Genomic DNA, 15,042 nt, shown 5'->3' on the forward strand with positions numbered 1-15,042 from the left:
CCATGCCCTGGCGCCGCCAGCCCGCCCATTGCGCCGAACTGCTGGCGCACTGGCAATCGCTGGGCCAGGCCCTGGGCCGGGATACGCCCGCCTGGCGCAGCGAAGGCCGGCGCCTGGTACTGGCCTGGGCGCGCTGGCCACGCGCCTACCATGACACCACGCACCTGTGGGCCTGCCTGCGCCACCTGCAGGCGGTGCAAGCCGCCCTGCCCGATGTGCTGCGCCAGCCCCATGCCGTGGCGCTGGCGCTGTGGTTCCACGACGCCGTCTACCGGCCCTGGGGCCGCCTGAACGAAGAGAAGAGTGCCGACTGGGCCAGCCGCTTCCTGGCCGCGCAGGTTCTGCCGCCCCCACTGGTGCAGGCCGTGCACCAGTTCATCCTCGACACACGCCACAACCCCGGCCCGCTCACAGGCGATGCGCAGTGGGTCGTCGATATCGACCTGGCCGTGCTGGGCCAGAGCGATAAGGTGTACCGGCAGTTCGAGCGCAATGTGCGGCGCGAGTATTTCTTCGTGCGCTGGCCACGCTATGTGGCGGGCCGCAGCGCGGTGCTGCGGGGTTTTCTGGAGCGGCCGCGCATCTATGGCACCGACTGGTTCCATGGGCGGTATGAAGCCCAGGCCCGCACCAACCTCGCCAACGCCCTGACCGCCCTGAAAAACGGCACGCTCTACGCGTGAGGAGCGCCGACGCTGGCGCTTCAATCACAGGGCTGAAAGCGCTTGCACTCCTCGGCGATTTGGATGGACGTCAGCGTGTTCTCGCCCTCCACGCTCTTGGCGGTGAACTTGACCCAGGCCCCTTCGGCAATACCGGCCAGCAGCGTGCGGTCGACCACCGTGAAGCGCTGCGTCGTGAAGGGCAGCTTGGAGCGGGGCAGCAGCTTCAGGCGCACGTACAGCGGCCCTCCCGGCTCCTGCTGGACAGAGACGACCCGCGCCCGCGTGAGCACCGGCCCAGCCTGACCATCCGCCTGCGCCGGCACTGCGGGCTGGGCCAGCGCACTGCCGACCACCAGGGCGGCGGCAGCCACGCCGGCCAGGGCCAGGCACCGGGCCCGCTGAACCATGGCCATTCTCCGTCGATCCATACATCCTCCTTCAGAAAGCCCAGGAAGCCAGCTGGTAGTAATCGAACCCGCCCGTGCGCCCGCCCAGGCAACTGGCCAGGAAGTCCTCGGTCTTGCGGTACATGGTGAGGTTGTTGCTCCACTTCTGGTTGCCGTGGCCGTCGCCCTGGAAGGTGACGTAGTCCACCGGCCGCCCGGCGCGGCGCAGGGCGGCCACCATCAACTCCGACTGCTCCAGCTTCACACGCGGGTCGTTCACGCCGTGCATGATGAGCAAGGGGCTGGTGGCGGGACCGACCTTGAACAGGGGCGACTTGGCATCCATCAAGCGCCGGTCTTCGGGCTTGGCGGGGTCGCCGATGTAGCGCCGCCAGCCGACCATGCCCATCTCCCAATAAGGCGGCACGGTTTCCATGAAGCGTGCCAGGTGCGACAGGCCCACCACGTCCACCGCGCAGGCGAACACCTCGGGCGTGAAGGTCGCACCCACCAGGGCGGCATAGCCGCCGTAGCTCGCACCGTAGATGGCCACGCGCCGCGGGTCGGCTACGCCGGTCTGCACGGCCCACTGCACGCCGTCGACCAGGTCATCGTGCATCTTGCCGGCAAACTCGCCGATGGCCTTTTCCATGAAGGTGCGGCCATAGCCCGACGAGCCCCGGTAGTTGACCTGCAGCACGGCATACCCCCGGTTGGCCAGAAAGTGCTGCAGGCTGCGGCTGGCGGCGCTGTCGCCCCAGCGGTCGCGCGCCCAGGGGCCGCCGTGCACCAGCAGCACCATGGGCAGATTCTTCGCGGCCACGCCGGCGGGCAGGGTCAGGTAGCCGTGCAGGGTGAGCCCGTCGCGGCTGGCAAAAGAGACGGGCTCCGTGGCGGTCAGCGCCGAGGCCAGTTGGGCCATGCGGCTTTCGCCCAGGAACACAGGCTCTCCCCCTTCGCCGGGCAGCAGGTAGCTCCTGGTGCTGCGCTCCGTGGTGACGGCCACCGTCAGCGTGCGCTCCTGGTCGTCGCTGCTGGTCACGGCGATCTCGGCGTTCTGGCCCTTGTCCAGCACGGCCAGGCGCTGGCGCAGCGCGGCGTCGAACACCTCGCGCCGGGGGTAGCCGGGCATGGAATAGGCAATCAGCGGCTGCTGTGTGGTGCGGCTGATGAGCACGTAGTCCAGGTCCACCTCGGGCGTGGCATGGACCAGCGTCTCGGCGCCGGTGGCCAGGTCCATGCGCACCAGCGCCACCTTGTCGCGCCCGCGGTTGGACAGTGCCCACATGGCTTGGCCGCTGGCATCGGGCTCCAGCAGGCGCAGGCCCTCGAAGCGGCCCCATTCGGCGATGGAGGTCCAGGCACTGTCTGGCGCCGCGCCGGGGCGCTGCAGCTGGCTGGCCGTGTCCGACACGATGAGCCGTGTGCGCAGGCGCCCCTGCCGGTCCACGCCCCAGGAGGCCGCGTTGCCCGGGTTGGTGGCCACCACGGTGTGGGCACCGGTGCGCGGGTCCACACGGTGCAGGTCGAACACCTTCTTGTCGCGGCGGTTGGTCGTGACCATCAGGTCGGGCCCGCCCTCCACCGTCTGCAGCAGGTGGGACGCGGTCTTGTCGAACGGCGTAAGGTCCACCCAGGCTGCGCCCTGGCGGTGCACGGCCACCGCATGCACATGCGTGTTCTCGTCGCCCGAGCCATCGACCACGGCCGCCAGGTACTGGCTGTCCGCTGTCCAGCGGAAGAAGCGCGCGCGGATCGGGAACGCTCGGGCATCATCCTTGCCGAGCGTGCGCACCCAGATGGCGGGGCTCACGCCCTCGGTCCCCGTCCAGGCCAGGTGTTTGCCATCGGGCGAGACGCGGTAGCTGCCCGTGGCCTGGCGGTTGGCAACGAAGTCATGCACGGGAATCAGCTCGGGCAGGGGCGCGCCGGCCAAGGACGGGTGCGTGGGCCCCGTGGCGCAGCCCGCCAGGGACGCCAGCAGGGCCAGACAACTCAGCGATCGAATCAGCAGCATGCGGGGCTCCCCAGGATGCCACCGATTGTGCGGGGCCTTTGCTTAAGCCCAGCCAAAGGCGCTGCTCGGCAGCACCGCACCAGCGCCTGGGCCATGCTCGCGGACCGGCGGCGGCAGCCAGGGGGCGGTGCGGCCCTGCCGGGTCCAGTGGTCGGTGGACGACCAGGCCAGCGGGGCAAGGGCCGGCCCTGCGGGGGCGCCGCCCAGAGGGGCGCACGCCAGCCAGGGCAGTGCCAGCAACGCATGGAAGTGGGTAAGTGTCATGCGGTGGATTCTGTCCAGCCCATGCTGTGGCAATGCCAAAGCCCGCTGCCGCCGCCTTTGGCCGGCCTTAAGCCCGCAGGCGCCACAATCGCGCGATGCACATCCTGCTGATCGAGGACGATTTGGACCTGGGCCGCGCCCTGCAGTCTGCCCTGAAGGTGGAGGGGCTGAGCAGCGAGTGGCTGCGCCGCGCGGTGGACGCCCCCACCACGGTGGACGCCACCACCATCGACTGCGTGCTGCTGGACCTGACCCTGCCCGACGGCAGCGGCTTCGATCTGCTGGCGCGCTGGCGCGGCCAGGGCGAGCAGGTGCCCATCATCGTCATCACTGCGCGCTCGGCGGTGGAGGACCGGCTGGCCGGGCTCGATGGTGGGGCCGACGACTTCGTGGTCAAGCCCTTCGCCACGGCCGAGCTGATGTCGCGCATCCGCGCCGTGCTGCGGCGCAGCGCACGCCAGGCCAGCGACTGCTGGACGCTCGGTGACCTGGTGATCGAGCCCCGGCGCCACACCGTGCAGCGCGGTGGCGTGCCGCTGGACCTGTCACCGCGCGAGTTCCAGTTGCTGCTGGAGCTGGCGCGCGAGCCCGGCGCCGTGGTGCCCAAGGGCGTGCTGGCGCAGCGGCTCGACCCACTGGGCGAGCCGATGGACTTTGGCGCCATCGAGGTGCATGTGTCCAACCTGCGCCGCAAGATCGGCGCGGAGCTGATACGCACCGTGCGCGGCGTGGGCTACCTGCTGCAGCCATGAGCAGCGTGGCGCCACACCACTCCCGGCGGTTGCGCGTGCTGTGGCAGCGGCTGTCAGAGCCCACGCTGGTGCGCCGCAGCGTGGCCTCGGTCATGGTGGCCTTCGTGCTGGTGTGGGCCGTGCTGCTGGGCTACAACTACCTGAAGTACAAGCAGGCCATCACCTACGACCCGGGCATGCTCAAGTACGGCGACGCCGTGCTGGAGTCGCTGGCCGACCTGCCGGATGCGTCACACGCGGCCGCCGCCCTGGCCTCGACAGACCACTGGACCAATGTGCGCCGCCGCCAGACCGGCCTGCTGCCCGGGGCCTTGATGCACGAGTTGCGCGATGGTGCCTCGGGCCGGCTGGTCTATGCGGCCAGCGGGCTGCAGGGCATGGACCTGCAGCCACCCCGCGACCACGCAGGCTCGTCGCTCACGGAGACCACCGTGCAGGGCCAGCCCTACCGCATCTACGCCGGCCGCAATGCACGCTGGACCTTGCGCATCCTGGAACCCAAGCGTCCCGATGCGGACTACCTGCACTACAACGGCCGCACCCTCGTGCCCTACCTGCTGCTGGCGGCCCCCTTTGTGCTGCTGCCCGTATGGCTGTCCGTGCGCAACGGCCTGCGCCCCCTGCAGCAACTGGCCCAGCGCATTGCCCAGCGCAGCAGCGACGAGTTGCAGCCCGTGGGCTTTCATGCCCGGCACCGCGAGCTCAAGCCCCTGGAGCAGTCGCTCGATGCCCTGCTCGCCCGCCTGCGCCAGAAGGTGGAGCGCGAGCGCGCCTTCGTGCAGGACGCTGCCCACGAGATCCGCACCCCGCTGGCCGTGATCACCGCGCAGGCCCATGTGATGGCGCGATCAGAGAGCGCAGCCGAGCGCACCGAGGCCCAGGCGCACCTGGAGCAGGCCATCGCGCGCACCTCGCATCTGGCGCAGCAGTTGCTGGACCTGGCCGCGCTCGACGAAGCCCAGCGCCCGGCCCCGCGCGACATGGACGTGGCGCAATGGCTGCGTGCCGCGCTGGCGCAGGCGGCACCCGCCGCCATGGCGCAGCGCATCGAGCTGTCGCTGGACGCACCCGACAGCGTGCCGGCGCGGCTCGACGCGACGGCCCTGGAATCGGTGGTGCACAACCTGATCGACAACGCGGTGCGCTATGCCCAGGCAGGCGGTTCGGTGGCCGTGGGCCTGCGCCGCGGATCCGGCATGCTGCACCTGTCGGTGCAGGACGACGGCCCCGGCATTGCGCCGGCCGAGCGCGGCAAGGTGTTCGAGCGCTTCTACCGTGGCACAGGGCATGCCGCCAATGGCTCGGGCCTGGGCCTGGCCATCGTGCGGCAGGCGGCGCGCCGCATGGGTGGGCAGGTGCAGATTGGCGACGGGCTGAACGGGCAGGGTGTGGGCTTTTTCGTTAGCATTCCCCTCCCGAGCCCTGCCTGGGTGCCCTTTTTATGCCCGACTCCATCCACCCCTGCCTGACGTGCGGCGCCTGCTGCGCCAGCTTTCGCGTGGACTTTGCGGTGGAGGAGACGCAGGCCATGGGCGGCACCGTGCCCAACGGGCTGGTGGTCGAGGTCACCAGCAGCACCTGCCGCATGCGCGGCACCGACCACGTGCCCGCGCGCTGTGCCGCCCTGACTGGCAAGGTGGGCGACAAGGCGGCCTGCGGCATCTACGAATGGCGGCCCTCGCCTTGCCGAGAGTTCGAGGCCGGCGACCATGCGTGCAACCGCGCGCGCATGCGCCACGGGATGCAACCCCTGCAAGACGGCATCATTTTCTGAAGGCCCTACCAGGGCGGCACAGGCAAAGTAGTTGAGGCTTCAACAAAAATCACCCTGCTGTTGGAATTAACCGACACCACGGGTTTTGCGGGACATGCAAACTTTGTCCCATGCAAGCCAGCCACACCCCCACCGCACGCACGCTCTGGGACATCTCGCCACCCGTGCATGCGGGCAGCCCGGTGTTTCCCGGTGACACGGCCTATTCGCAGCAGTGGTGCGCCACCATCGGGCCGGGCTGCCCGGTGAACGTGAGCGCCATCACCCTGTCGCCCCACGTGGGCGCGCATGCCGATGCGCCGCTGCACTACGACGCCGATGGCGCCACCATCGGCGACGTGTCGCTCGAGCCCTTTCTGGGCCCCTGCCGCGTGATCCATGCCATCGGCTGCGGTCCGCTGATCGAGTGGCAGCACATTGCCCACGCCGTGGATGCCACCCTGCCCCAGCGCGTGCTGGTGCGCACCTACGAACACATGCCGGTGGACCGCTGGGACGGCGCCCTGGCCGCCTACGCCCCCGCCACCATCGCGCGCCTGGCCGACCTGGGGGTGCTGCTGGTGGGCATCGACACGGCCAGCATCGACCCGGCCGACAGCAAGACGCTGGACAGCCACCAGGTCATCCGCCAGCGCGGCCTGCGCGTTCTCGAGAACCTGGTGCTCGACGAGGTGCCCGAGGGCGACTACGAGCTGATCGCCCTGCCGCTCAAGCTCACCACGGCCGATGCCTCCCCGGTACGCGCCGTCCTTCGCGCACTGACCTGATTCCGAGAACCACACTGCAACTGCCATGACCACCTTGCAAGACTGCCGCGCGCTCGACGCGCAAGACCCCCTGGCCCCGCTGCGCGGGCACTTCAGCCTGCCCGAGGGCGTGATCTACCTGGACGGCAACTCGCTGGGTGTGCTGCCCAAGGCCGCTGCGGCCCGCGTGGCCGACGTGGTCACGCGCGAATGGGGCACCGACCTCATCCGCTCGTGGAACACCGCCAGCTGGTTCGACCTGCCGCAGCGCCTGGGCAACCAGCTCGCACCCTTCATCGGCGCGGGCAAGGACGAGGTGGTGTGCACCGACAGCACCTCCATCAACCTGTACAAGGTGCTGAGCGCCGCGCTCAACATCGCCCGGGAGGACAGCCCCGCGCGCAAGCGCGTGGTCAGCGAGCGCAGCAACTTCCCGACCGATCTGTACATCGCCGAAGGCCTGTGCAGAGAGCGCGGGCTGGAGCTGGTGCTGGTGGAGCCCGAGGAGATCACCGCCGCACTGACGGCCGACGTGGCGGTGCTGATGCTCACGCACGTGAACTACCGCACCGGCGCCATGCACGACATGGCGGCCACCACGGCGGCTGCGCATGCCGCCGGCATCCTCACCGTGTGGGACCTGGCGCACAGCGCGGGCGCCGTGCCGGTGGACCTGAACGGCGCGGGCGCCGATTTCTCCATCGGCTGCGGCTACAAGTACCTGAACGGCGGCCCGGGCGCGCCAGCCTTCGCCTGGGTGCACCCGCGCCATGCCAACCGCTTCTGGCAGCCGCTGTCGGGCTGGTGGGGCCATGCCGCACCGTTCCAGTTCACGCCGGACTACAAACCCGCCCCCGGCATCACGCGCTATCTGTGCGGTACGCAACCCATCATCAGCCTGTCGGCCCTGCAGTGCGGCCTGGATGTGTTCGACGCGGCCCAGCCCCTGGGCGGCATGGCCGCGCTGCGCGCCAAGTCGCTGGCGCTGACCGATCTGTTCATCAACCTGGTGCAAGAGCGCTGCGCGGGCCACGGCCTGGGCCTGGCGACGCCACGCGAGCATGCACGACGCGGCTCGCAGGTGTGCCTGACGCGCGACGAGGGCCAGGGCCTCAATGGCCAGGGCAGTGGCGCCTACGCCATCGTGCAGGCGCTGATCGCGCGCGGTGTGATCGGCGACTTCCGCAAGGGCGACGGCGGCCAGGGCCCGCACAAGGACATCCTGCGCTTTGGCTTCACGCCGCTGTACATCGGCTACGAGGACGTGTGGAATGCAGTGGAGCACCTGCGCCAGGTGCTCGACGCGGCCGAGTGGCAGCGCCCCGAGTTCAACCAGATCCACGCGGTGACCTGAGCCATGTGCCCCTTCTCCAACACCCCTGCAGAGCCTGGTGCAGCAGCCCCCGCCAGCGGCGTGCCCGAATCCATCGTGCACGAAGAGCGCGCCCAGCTCGACTTCAGCCAATCCATGAGCTATGGCGACTACCTGCAGCTCGATGCCATCCTGACGGCGCAAAAGCCGCTGTCGCCCGCGCACGACGAGATGCTGTTCATCGTGCAGCACCAGACCAGCGAGCTGTGGATGAAGCTCATGCTGCACGAGCTGCGCGCTGCCATCGGCCACATCGCCCGGGACGAACTGCAAATGGCTTTCAAGATGCTGGCGCGCGTCTCCAAGATCATGGAGCAACTGGTGCACGCCTGGGACGTGCTGGCCACCATGACGCCGCCCGAGTACAGCGCCATGCGGCCCTACCTGGGCCAGTCCAGCGGCTTCCAGAGCTACCAGTACCGCAGCATCGAATTTTCGCTGGGCAACAAGAACCGCGCCATGCTCAAGCCGCACGAGCACCGCGCCGACCTGCTGGCCCAGGTGCAGGCCGCCTACGAGGCGCCTTCGCTGTACGACGAAGCCCTGCGCCTGCTGGCGCGCCGCGGGATTGCCGTGCCGGCCAGCCACACAGCGCGCGACTGGACCCTGCCCTACGAGGAAAGCGATGGCGTGGAGCAGGCCTGGCTCACCGTGTACCGCGCGCCGCAGCAGTACTGGGACCTGTACCAGCTGGGCGAGGAGCTCACCGACCTGGAAGATGCCTTTCGCCTGTGGCGCTTTCGCCATGTGACCACGGTGGAGCGCGTGATCGGCTTCAAGCGCGGCACCGGTGGCACGGGCGGCGTGAGCTACCTGCGCAAGATGCTGGACGTGGTGCTCTTCCCCGAGATCTGGAAGCTGCGCACCGATCTGTGAGTGCCCCCGGCCTGCGCAGCAGCGACAGCAGCCTGTCGCCACAGCGTGTAACCTCGGCAAGGGCGGCGCAACCGTGCACGCCCTCCCGGAGACACCGCCTTGCCGCCCCAGCCACCCGAGTCTACCCCCTCCTCTTCGCCACACTCCCCTCTCGCACCCCGTGTCGCCTGGGTCATGCTGCTGGCCCTGATTTCGGGCTTCGCGCTGAGCCAGGCCTTTCGCACCATCACGGCCATCATAGCCACCGGGCTGCGCGCGGAGTTCGGCCTGTCGGCGCAGGCGCTGGGCGCGTTCGCCGGGGCCTTTGCGTTTGCCTTCGGCGGCATGCAGCTGTTCATGGGCGTAGGCATCGACCTGTACGGCCTGCGGCGCACGCTGCTGGTGGCCTTTCCGCTCACGATTGCCGGTTCGCTGCTGTCCGCGCTGGCGCCGGGCTACGCCATGGTGCTGCTCGGGCAGGTGCTGATCGGCGTGGGCTGCGCGCCGGCCTTCCTGGTGTGCACGGTGTTCATCGCACGCTACTTTCCCCCGGGGCGCTTTGCCATGGTCTCGGGCGTGGCCATGGGAGTGGGCGGCCTGGGCATGCTGTTCACCGGCACGCCGCTGGCATGGCTGGTGCAGCACTCCTCCTGGCGCGCGGGCTTCGGCGTGCTGGCCGGGCTGGCGGCGCTGGCCTGGCTGCTGATCTGGTGGCAGGTGCACGAGCCCGTAGAGCCGCAGCACGCCGCCGGTGCGCCGCGCGAATCGATAGGCTCGGCCGTGCGCGGCTTCGGCGCGCTGTTCCTGCTGCCGCACACCGCCGGCATCATGCTGCTGGCCCTCACCACCTATGCCTCCTTTCTCACGCTGCGCGGGCTGTGGCTGGGGCCGCTGCTGATCGAGCGGCACGGCTATTCGCTGGTGGCCAGCGGCAACGTGGCCATGCTGTCGTCGCTGGTGTCGCTGTTCACCCCGGCCTGGTTCGGGCGGATGGACCCTGGGCCTGCGCACCGCCGGCGCTGGATCATGGGTTTCACCGCCATCCTGTGCGGCCTGTTCCTGGCCATCGGCGTGCTGCACCAGGAATGGCTGGACGTGGGCGGCGCCATCGCGGTGGGCCTGCTCTCGGGCTACATGGTGCTGCAGTATGCGGACGTGCGCTCGACCTACCCGGCGGCCATGACCGGGCGCGCCATGGCGGTGTTCACCATGGCGCTGTTCCTCGGGGTGGCGCTGATGCAGTGGCTTACGGGGCTGGCGGCCTCGCTGGCTTCTGCGCACGGCGTCGATCCGTATGTGGCCGTGATGCTGGCCATCTCGGCGCTGCTTGCGGCCGGGGTGCTGTCGTTCAGGCTGCTGCCTGCGCCCGCGCATTGATCTGCGGCGGGCACACCGTCCCCTGCTCCGCCACGCGCCACCACTGCAGCACGCCGAACAGCAACTCGAATGCGGTGAATCCGAGGACGATGGCGCTGGCACCATGGGCTACCGCGTAGATCTGCCAGGCGGCAAACAGCAAGCGTGCCAGCCCATCGAGCCGGCCCAGCAGCATGCTGGGTGCCGCAATGCGCGCAATGGACCAGACCACCACCACCGAGCCGAGCAGATTGGCCAGCAGCATGTGCGTGCCATCGAGCGGGTGCAGGGTACCGGGCAGGCCCAGTGTGGTGGACACCGAGGTCAGCAGGCCATAGAGCCAGGCAAAGGTCCACGGCAGCGCAAAGGGCCAGGTGACGAACAGGTCGTACCAGCCGCCGGCGCGCACGATGGTCAGGTAGCGGGGCGAGGAAAAGGCAGGGATGTGCATGGTGCAAAAAAGATCGGAGTGAAGAAGGCTCCGAGCTTCCACCTTGAAGTACGCTTCAGGGTCAAGCACTTTTTTTTGGGAAAGACGCGCCCCATGCTGATCGGAGAACTCGCCACCGCCGCCGGCCTGAGCCGCGAGGCCTTGCGCTTCTATGAGCAGCAGGGGCTGATCCGCGCACGCCGCCTGCCCAATGGCTACCGCGACTACCCCGAGGAGGTGCTGATGCTGGTGCAGTACATCCGCACGGCGCAGCAACTGGGCTTCACGCTGGCCGAAATCGGCGACCGCCTGCCCGCGATCTGGGATGCACCCGATCCGGCGCCCGCCGTTACGCAGGTGCTGTCGGCCAAGCTGCTCGAAATCGACACCCGCATCGCCGCGCTGCAAGCCCTGCGCCAGACGCTGGCGGAGCGGGTGCTGGCGGACTGCCCGCTGGCTGCGTCCTAGAGCGAGCTGGCAACCGAGCCATCCCCTCGGTACAGCCAGGGCAGGTCGAGCACACGCGCGCCCAGCAGGCGCAGCGAGGCATCGCGCCCCCAGCGCACGGGGCCCATGGCGTGGAAGATGCGGCCATTGCGCGTGGCACGAGCCTGCACGCGGGCGTTGCGCTGCCAGCGGTTCAGGGCATAGCGCGTCAGGCGCAGCGGCACCTCCAGGTCGTGCATGGACAGGGCGCGCTGCAGTTCGGCCGCATCCTCGATGGCCATGCCGGCGCCCTGGGCCAGGTAGGGCACCATGGGGTGGGCGGCGTCACCCAGCAGCGCCACCAGGCCCTGTGCCATATCGCCGGGGCCGCGCACCGGCGGGCGGTCGCACAGCGGCCACAGGCGCCAGCCACCCCCTGCCGCCGCCACGCCGTACACCACATGCTGCAACGCAGGGCAGGCGCCCTGCAGGGCCAGCTCCAGGTCGGCGGCATTGGCGGCATGGTCCCAGCCCTGCATGTCTTCGGGCGCCCGGCCTTCGATGATGACCACCAGGTTCTGCAGCTCGCCGCGCCGCACGGGGTACTGCACCACATGCAGGCGCGGGCCCAGCCAGGCGGTGATCTGCTGGGTGCGCAGGGCGTTGGGCAGGGCGTCCTGCGGGACCAGGGCGCGGTAGGCCAGGTGGCCCGTGGCGCGCGGCGGCACATCGCCCAGCAACTGCAGGCGCGTGCCGCTCCACAAGCCGTCGGCCCCTATCAGCGCATCGCCCTCCACCTCCCTGCCCCGGCTGGTGTGCACCGTGACGACGGTCTCGGCGCCAGGCACTGCGGTGCCGCAGGTGCTGCCGTCGCTGAAACCCTCGATGGCATGCTCCAGGTTCAACTGGGTGTCGGTGTACTTGGTGACGGCCGCCAGCAGCAGCCCATGCAGGTCGGCGCGGTGGATGGTGGCGTAGGCGGCGCCATAGCGCTCAATGGCGGTGGTGCCCAACGGCAGCTCGGCCAGTGCGCGCCCCGAGAGCGCGCTGCGCACCTGCAGCCGGGCCGGGAAAGCGGCCACGGCCTGCAGCGGCTTCTGCAGGCCCCAGGCCTGCAGGCGGCGCACCACGTTGGGCCCCAGTTGCACGCCCGCCCCCACTTCGCTGAAGGCGGCGGCGCGCTCGTACAGCCGCACATCCCATCCGGCACGCGATGCGCCCAGGGCCGCTGCCAGCCCGCCTATGCCACCACCCGCCACCAGCACCTGTTTCTTCATGCGCCGATTGTCGCCCGCTCGGTGCGCCCTGCGTTTGTCATTGCGCAGGAAGCAGCGCGCGCTCCAGCATCTCGGCCGGCATGGGGCGCGCGAACAGGTAGCCCTGGAAGGCCTGGCAGCCATGGCGCTGCAGGAACTCAAACTGGCCCGGAGTCTCCACCCCCTCGGCCACCACGGAGAGGTCCAGGCTGCGCGCCAGCGCCAGGATGGTGCGCACGATGGCGGCATCGTTGGGATCGGTCTGCAGGTCGCGCACGAAGCTCTGGTCGATCTTGAGCTGGTCCAGCGGCAGGCGCTTGAGGTAGGACAGGGACGAGTAGCCGGTGCCGAAGTCGTCCATCGAAAAGCCCACCCCATGGCGGCGCAACTGCTCCATGCGGGCAATGCTGTCCTCCACGTCGGTGAGCAGCAGGCTTTCGGTCAGCTCGAAGCGCAGGCGCTCGGGGTTGGCGCCGCTGGCCTGCAGCACGCCCAGCACCTGGGCCACGAAGTCGGGCTGGCGGAACTGCCGCACGCTGACGTTGACCGACAGGAAGAAGGGCCGCGTGAGCGCGCTGTGCGACCACTGCACCAGCTGTGCGCAGGCAGACTCCAGCACCCACTGGCCCAGCGGCAGGATGAGCCCCGTCTGCTCGGCCAGCGCAATGAACTCGCCCGGCAGCACCAGCCCCCGGCGCGGGTGGTTCCAGCGCACCAGGGCCTCGGCACCGAGCAGCTTGCCGGTTCCATCCACCACGGGCTGGCAATACAGCAGCAGCTCCTGCTGGTTCAGTCCGCGGCGCAGGTCGGCCTCCAGCGCCGCGCGCGCGCTCACGGCGGCCTGCATGTCCGGGTCGAAGAAGCGCTGGGTGTTGCGCCCCGCCGCCTTGGCCTGATACATGGCCAGGTCGGCGTGCTTGAGCAGCTCATCCGGCGTGCTCGGGCGCTGCCCGAACAGCGCGATGCCGATGCTGGGCGTGCTGTGGTGGCTGACGCCCTCCATGTCGTAGGGCCGGCCGAGCGCGGCCAGTATCTGCTGCGAAATGGCAGCGGCCTCGCTGCTGGCATGCGCCACATCGGTGTGCAGGCCGTCGAGCAGCACCACGAATTCATCGCCGCCGAAGCGGGCCACGGTATCGCTCTCGCGCACGCTCTCCAGCAGGCGCCTGGCCACGCGCACCAGCAACTGGTCGCCGGTGTCATGGCCCAGCGTATCGTTGAGGTCCTTGAAATTGTCGAGGTCGATGAACAGCAGAGCACCGTGCGCATGGCTGCGTCCGGCTGCCACGGTGGCGCGCTGCAGGCGGTCCATCAGCAGGCGACGGTTGGGCAGACCGGTGAGCGCGTCGAAGAAGGCCAGCCGCTCGATCTGCAGCTCTGCCTCCTTGCGCTCGGTGATGTCCCGCCCCACGCCCCGGTAGCCGCGCAGCACACCCTCAGCGTCGAACACCGGCACGCCACTGACCGAGATCCAGTGCATGCTGCCGTCGGGGCGCTGGCGCTGCAGCTCCAGGTCCCGAAACGGCTGCTGCGCCGCGAGCACCGCGCGGTGGGCGTCCCACTCGGCATCGGTCATGTTCAGCGCACCGATCTCCCAGCGGGTGCGGCCCATCACGCTCGACAGGGGGATGCCGTTGACGCTGAGGTCACCGGCCAGTTGCACGAAGCGGCCGTCTGCATCGTGCTCCCAGTACCAGTCGGACGACAGGTCGCTCAGGCCGCGAAAGCGCGCCTCGCTCTCGCGCAGTTCGTTCTGCACGCGCACGTAGTCGCTCACATCGGTGAAGGTGCGCACCAGGCCGCCATCGGGCAGCCGGGTGGTGCGTACCTCGAATGTGCGGCCATCGCGCGTGGTGCGCCAATACACCTCGGGCGAGGGGTCCACCACGGAGCGCGCGATGTAGTCGCGGCCCCGGTGGTCCACCAGGCCATAGCCCGCGCCGAAGTCGCCGCGCTGGGCCTGCAGCTGCGTGAGCTCGGCCAGGGTGGGCCGGGCGGCCATCAGCGATTCGGGCAGGTCCAGCAGCTCCAGCACGCGCTGGTTGTAGATGCTGATGCGCCCGTCCGGCCCGGTCCTGAAGATGCCCTGGCTCATGCTGGCCAGGGTGACCTGCAGGCCCAGGCGCTGCTCCTGCAGCAGCGTGAGTGCCTCGTGCCAGATGCGCGCATCCACCATGCGCATGGGCTGCACCGCCCCCGGAACGGCCGCCGCGCCCTGCCGGCCCACCAGCGCGCACAGGCGGTGCACCAGCTCCGGGAGATGGCCACCGTCCGCAGCGCGCAGGGCATAGTCCCCCAGGCCGCAGCGAAAACCGCGCGCGGCCAGGGCTTCCTGCGCCCCATCGAGGCACAGCAGCACGGGGCGCCCCGCGCACAGCTCCAGCAGGCTGGGCAGCTCCTGGATCTGCGGATCCAGGCAGAGCACCAGCGCATCCCAGGTCTGCGCAGCCAGCAGCAGGGAGGCTGCGTCGGCCGAGGGGCTGTGCACCACGTGCCAGCCCGGGCAGCGCTGGGCCAGCACGGCGATGGCCGCCCGTGCGTGCAGCGCATCGCCGTCCACCCACAGCACACTGGCGACGGAGGTGGATGCTGCGAGGTTGGGTCCCGGTACGGCAGTCATGGGGCTTGGGCCGCAGGGGCTGGCACCGGGGGCTCGGGCAGGTGCTCGCGCTCGAACATGTCCACCGGCACAGGCCTGCCAAACAGATAGCCCTGGAACCCCTCGCAGCCATGCAGCCTGAGG

The 15,042-nt window shown here is 69.9% G+C and carries 15 protein-coding genes; 9 read left to right on the forward strand and 6 right to left on the reverse strand.

What is annotated here, in order from left to right; genetic code table 11:
- Positions 1–2: 2 nt before the first annotated feature.
- The gene (locus ASE28_RS03605) at positions 3–683 is read left to right on the forward strand and encodes a hypothetical protein (RefSeq protein ID WP_057264742.1); all 681 of its coding nucleotides are present in this window, start codon (positions 3–5) and stop codon (positions 681–683) included.
- 20 nt (positions 684–703) lie between these two features.
- Here the strand turns inward: ASE28_RS03605 and ASE28_RS03610 are convergent, their stop codons facing one another.
- From ASE28_RS03610 to ASE28_RS03620, 3 genes are read right to left on the reverse strand one after another with little or no spacing between them, the layout of a single operon-like run.
- Entirely contained in the window at positions 704–1,078 is a 375-nt protein-coding gene (locus ASE28_RS03610) for a copper-binding protein (protein WP_057264744.1), read from the reverse strand.
- A 25-nt stretch (positions 1,079–1,103) separates the two neighbouring features.
- Positions 1,104–3,068: a S9 family peptidase gene (locus tag ASE28_RS03615; RefSeq protein WP_057264746.1), complete on the reverse strand. Its 1,965-nt coding sequence runs from the start codon at positions 3,066–3,068 to the stop codon at positions 1,104–1,106.
- Positions 3,069–3,110: 42 nt separating this feature from the next.
- Positions 3,111–3,332: a hypothetical protein gene (locus ASE28_RS03620; protein WP_157421849.1), complete on the reverse strand. Its 222-nt coding sequence runs from the start codon at positions 3,330–3,332 to the stop codon at positions 3,111–3,113.
- Between the two features lie 95 nt (positions 3,333–3,427).
- On the opposite strand from ASE28_RS03620, the gene ASE28_RS03625 reads away from it, so the two are divergent.
- From ASE28_RS03625 to ASE28_RS03655, 7 genes are all read left to right on the forward strand, one after another.
- Positions 3,428–4,084: a response regulator transcription factor gene (locus ASE28_RS03625; protein WP_057264750.1), complete on the forward strand. Its 657-nt coding sequence runs from the start codon at positions 3,428–3,430 to the stop codon at positions 4,082–4,084.
- On the forward strand, positions 4,081–5,553 hold the full coding sequence (locus ASE28_RS03630; protein WP_057264753.1) for a HAMP domain-containing sensor histidine kinase: 1,473 nt from the start codon (positions 4,081–4,083) through the stop codon (positions 5,551–5,553). Before ASE28_RS03625 ends, ASE28_RS03630 begins: the two co-directional genes overlap by 4 nt.
- On the forward strand, positions 5,526–5,858 hold the full coding sequence (locus ASE28_RS03635; RefSeq protein ID WP_057264755.1) for a YkgJ family cysteine cluster protein: 333 nt from the start codon (positions 5,526–5,528) through the stop codon (positions 5,856–5,858). The genes ASE28_RS03630 and ASE28_RS03635 overlap by 28 nt, the downstream gene beginning before the upstream one ends.
- A 110-nt stretch (positions 5,859–5,968) precedes the next feature.
- Positions 5,969–6,625, forward strand: a complete 657-nt coding sequence (kynB, locus tag ASE28_RS03640) for an arylformamidase (protein WP_057264757.1) — start codon at positions 5,969–5,971, stop codon at positions 6,623–6,625.
- Between the two features lie 25 nt (positions 6,626–6,650).
- A complete protein-coding gene (gene kynU, locus ASE28_RS03645) occupies positions 6,651–7,958 on the forward strand; it encodes a kynureninase (RefSeq protein ID WP_057264759.1) in 1,308 nt (435 codons plus the stop codon).
- Between the two features lie 3 nt (positions 7,959–7,961).
- Entirely contained in the window at positions 7,962–8,852 is an 891-nt protein-coding gene (kynA, locus tag ASE28_RS03650) for a tryptophan 2,3-dioxygenase (RefSeq protein ID WP_057264760.1), read from the forward strand.
- Positions 8,853–9,026: 174 nt separating this feature from the next.
- Complete coding sequence (locus ASE28_RS03655) at positions 9,027–10,208, forward strand: MFS transporter (protein WP_200963900.1); 1,182 nt, start codon at positions 9,027–9,029, stop codon at positions 10,206–10,208.
- On the opposite strand, the gene ASE28_RS03660 is transcribed toward ASE28_RS03655, so the two are convergent.
- Positions 10,180–10,638, reverse strand: coding sequence for a hypothetical protein (locus ASE28_RS03660; protein ID WP_057264764.1), 459 nt, complete (start codon positions 10,636–10,638; stop codon positions 10,180–10,182). The genes ASE28_RS03655 and ASE28_RS03660 overlap by 29 nt on opposite strands.
- A gap of 93 nt (positions 10,639–10,731) precedes the next feature.
- Here ASE28_RS03660 and ASE28_RS03665 point away from each other — a divergent pair, with 93 nt between their 5' ends.
- Entirely contained in the window at positions 10,732–11,085 is a 354-nt protein-coding gene (locus tag ASE28_RS03665; RefSeq protein WP_057203502.1) for a MerR family DNA-binding protein, read from the forward strand.
- Here ASE28_RS03665 and ASE28_RS03670 read toward each other — a convergent pair.
- A complete protein-coding gene (locus ASE28_RS03670; protein WP_057203451.1) occupies positions 11,082–12,320 on the reverse strand; it encodes an FAD-dependent monooxygenase in 1,239 nt (412 codons plus the stop codon). The two genes, ASE28_RS03665 and ASE28_RS03670, sit on opposite strands and share 4 nt — an antisense overlap.
- Before the next feature lie 37 nt (positions 12,321–12,357).
- Positions 12,358–14,919, reverse strand: coding sequence for a bifunctional diguanylate cyclase/phosphodiesterase (locus ASE28_RS03675; protein WP_057264766.1), 2,562 nt, complete (start codon positions 14,917–14,919; stop codon positions 12,358–12,360).
- Between the last annotated feature and the right edge of the window lie 123 nt (positions 14,920–15,042).

Source organism: Acidovorax sp. Root219, assembly GCF_001428665.1.
GTDB lineage: Bacteria > Pseudomonadota > Gammaproteobacteria > Burkholderiales > Burkholderiaceae_C > Acidovorax.

Excerpts from the sequence above, each read along its gene's own strand:
- ASE28_RS03660 (WP_057264764.1), bottom strand. The coding sequence starts at position 10,638 with ATGCACATCCCTGCCTTTTCCTCGCCCCGCTACCTGACCATCGTGCGC.
- kynU (WP_057264759.1), top strand. The coding sequence starts at position 6,651 with ATGACCACCTTGCAAGACTGCCGCGCGCTCGACGCGCAAGACCCCCTG.
- ASE28_RS03665 (WP_057203502.1), top strand. The coding sequence starts at position 10,732 with ATGCTGATCGGAGAACTCGCCACCGCCGCCGGCCTGAGCCGCGAGGCC.
- kynB (WP_057264757.1), top strand. The coding sequence starts at position 5,969 with ATGCAAGCCAGCCACACCCCCACCGCACGCACGCTCTGGGACATCTCG.
- ASE28_RS03630 (WP_057264753.1), top strand. The coding sequence starts at position 4,081 with ATGAGCAGCGTGGCGCCACACCACTCCCGGCGGTTGCGCGTGCTGTGG.
- ASE28_RS03675 (WP_057264766.1), bottom strand. The coding sequence starts at position 14,919 with ATGACTGCCGTACCGGGACCCAACCTCGCAGCATCCACCTCCGTCGCC.
- ASE28_RS03655 (WP_200963900.1), top strand. The coding sequence starts at position 9,027 with ATGCTGCTGGCCCTGATTTCGGGCTTCGCGCTGAGCCAGGCCTTTCGC.
- ASE28_RS03605 (WP_057264742.1), top strand. The coding sequence starts at position 3 with ATGCCCTGGCGCCGCCAGCCCGCCCATTGCGCCGAACTGCTGGCGCAC.
- ASE28_RS03670 (WP_057203451.1), bottom strand. The coding sequence starts at position 12,320 with ATGAAGAAACAGGTGCTGGTGGCGGGTGGTGGCATAGGCGGGCTGGCA.
- ASE28_RS03625 (WP_057264750.1), top strand. The coding sequence starts at position 3,428 with ATGCACATCCTGCTGATCGAGGACGATTTGGACCTGGGCCGCGCCCTG.
- ASE28_RS03635 (WP_057264755.1), top strand. The coding sequence starts at position 5,526 with ATGCCCGACTCCATCCACCCCTGCCTGACGTGCGGCGCCTGCTGCGCC.
- ASE28_RS03610 (WP_057264744.1), bottom strand. The coding sequence starts at position 1,078 with ATGGCCATGGTTCAGCGGGCCCGGTGCCTGGCCCTGGCCGGCGTGGCT.
- kynA (WP_057264760.1), top strand. The coding sequence starts at position 7,962 with ATGTGCCCCTTCTCCAACACCCCTGCAGAGCCTGGTGCAGCAGCCCCC.
- ASE28_RS03615 (WP_057264746.1), bottom strand. The coding sequence starts at position 3,068 with ATGCTGCTGATTCGATCGCTGAGTTGTCTGGCCCTGCTGGCGTCCCTG.
- ASE28_RS03620 (WP_157421849.1), bottom strand. The coding sequence starts at position 3,332 with ATGACACTTACCCACTTCCATGCGTTGCTGGCACTGCCCTGGCTGGCG.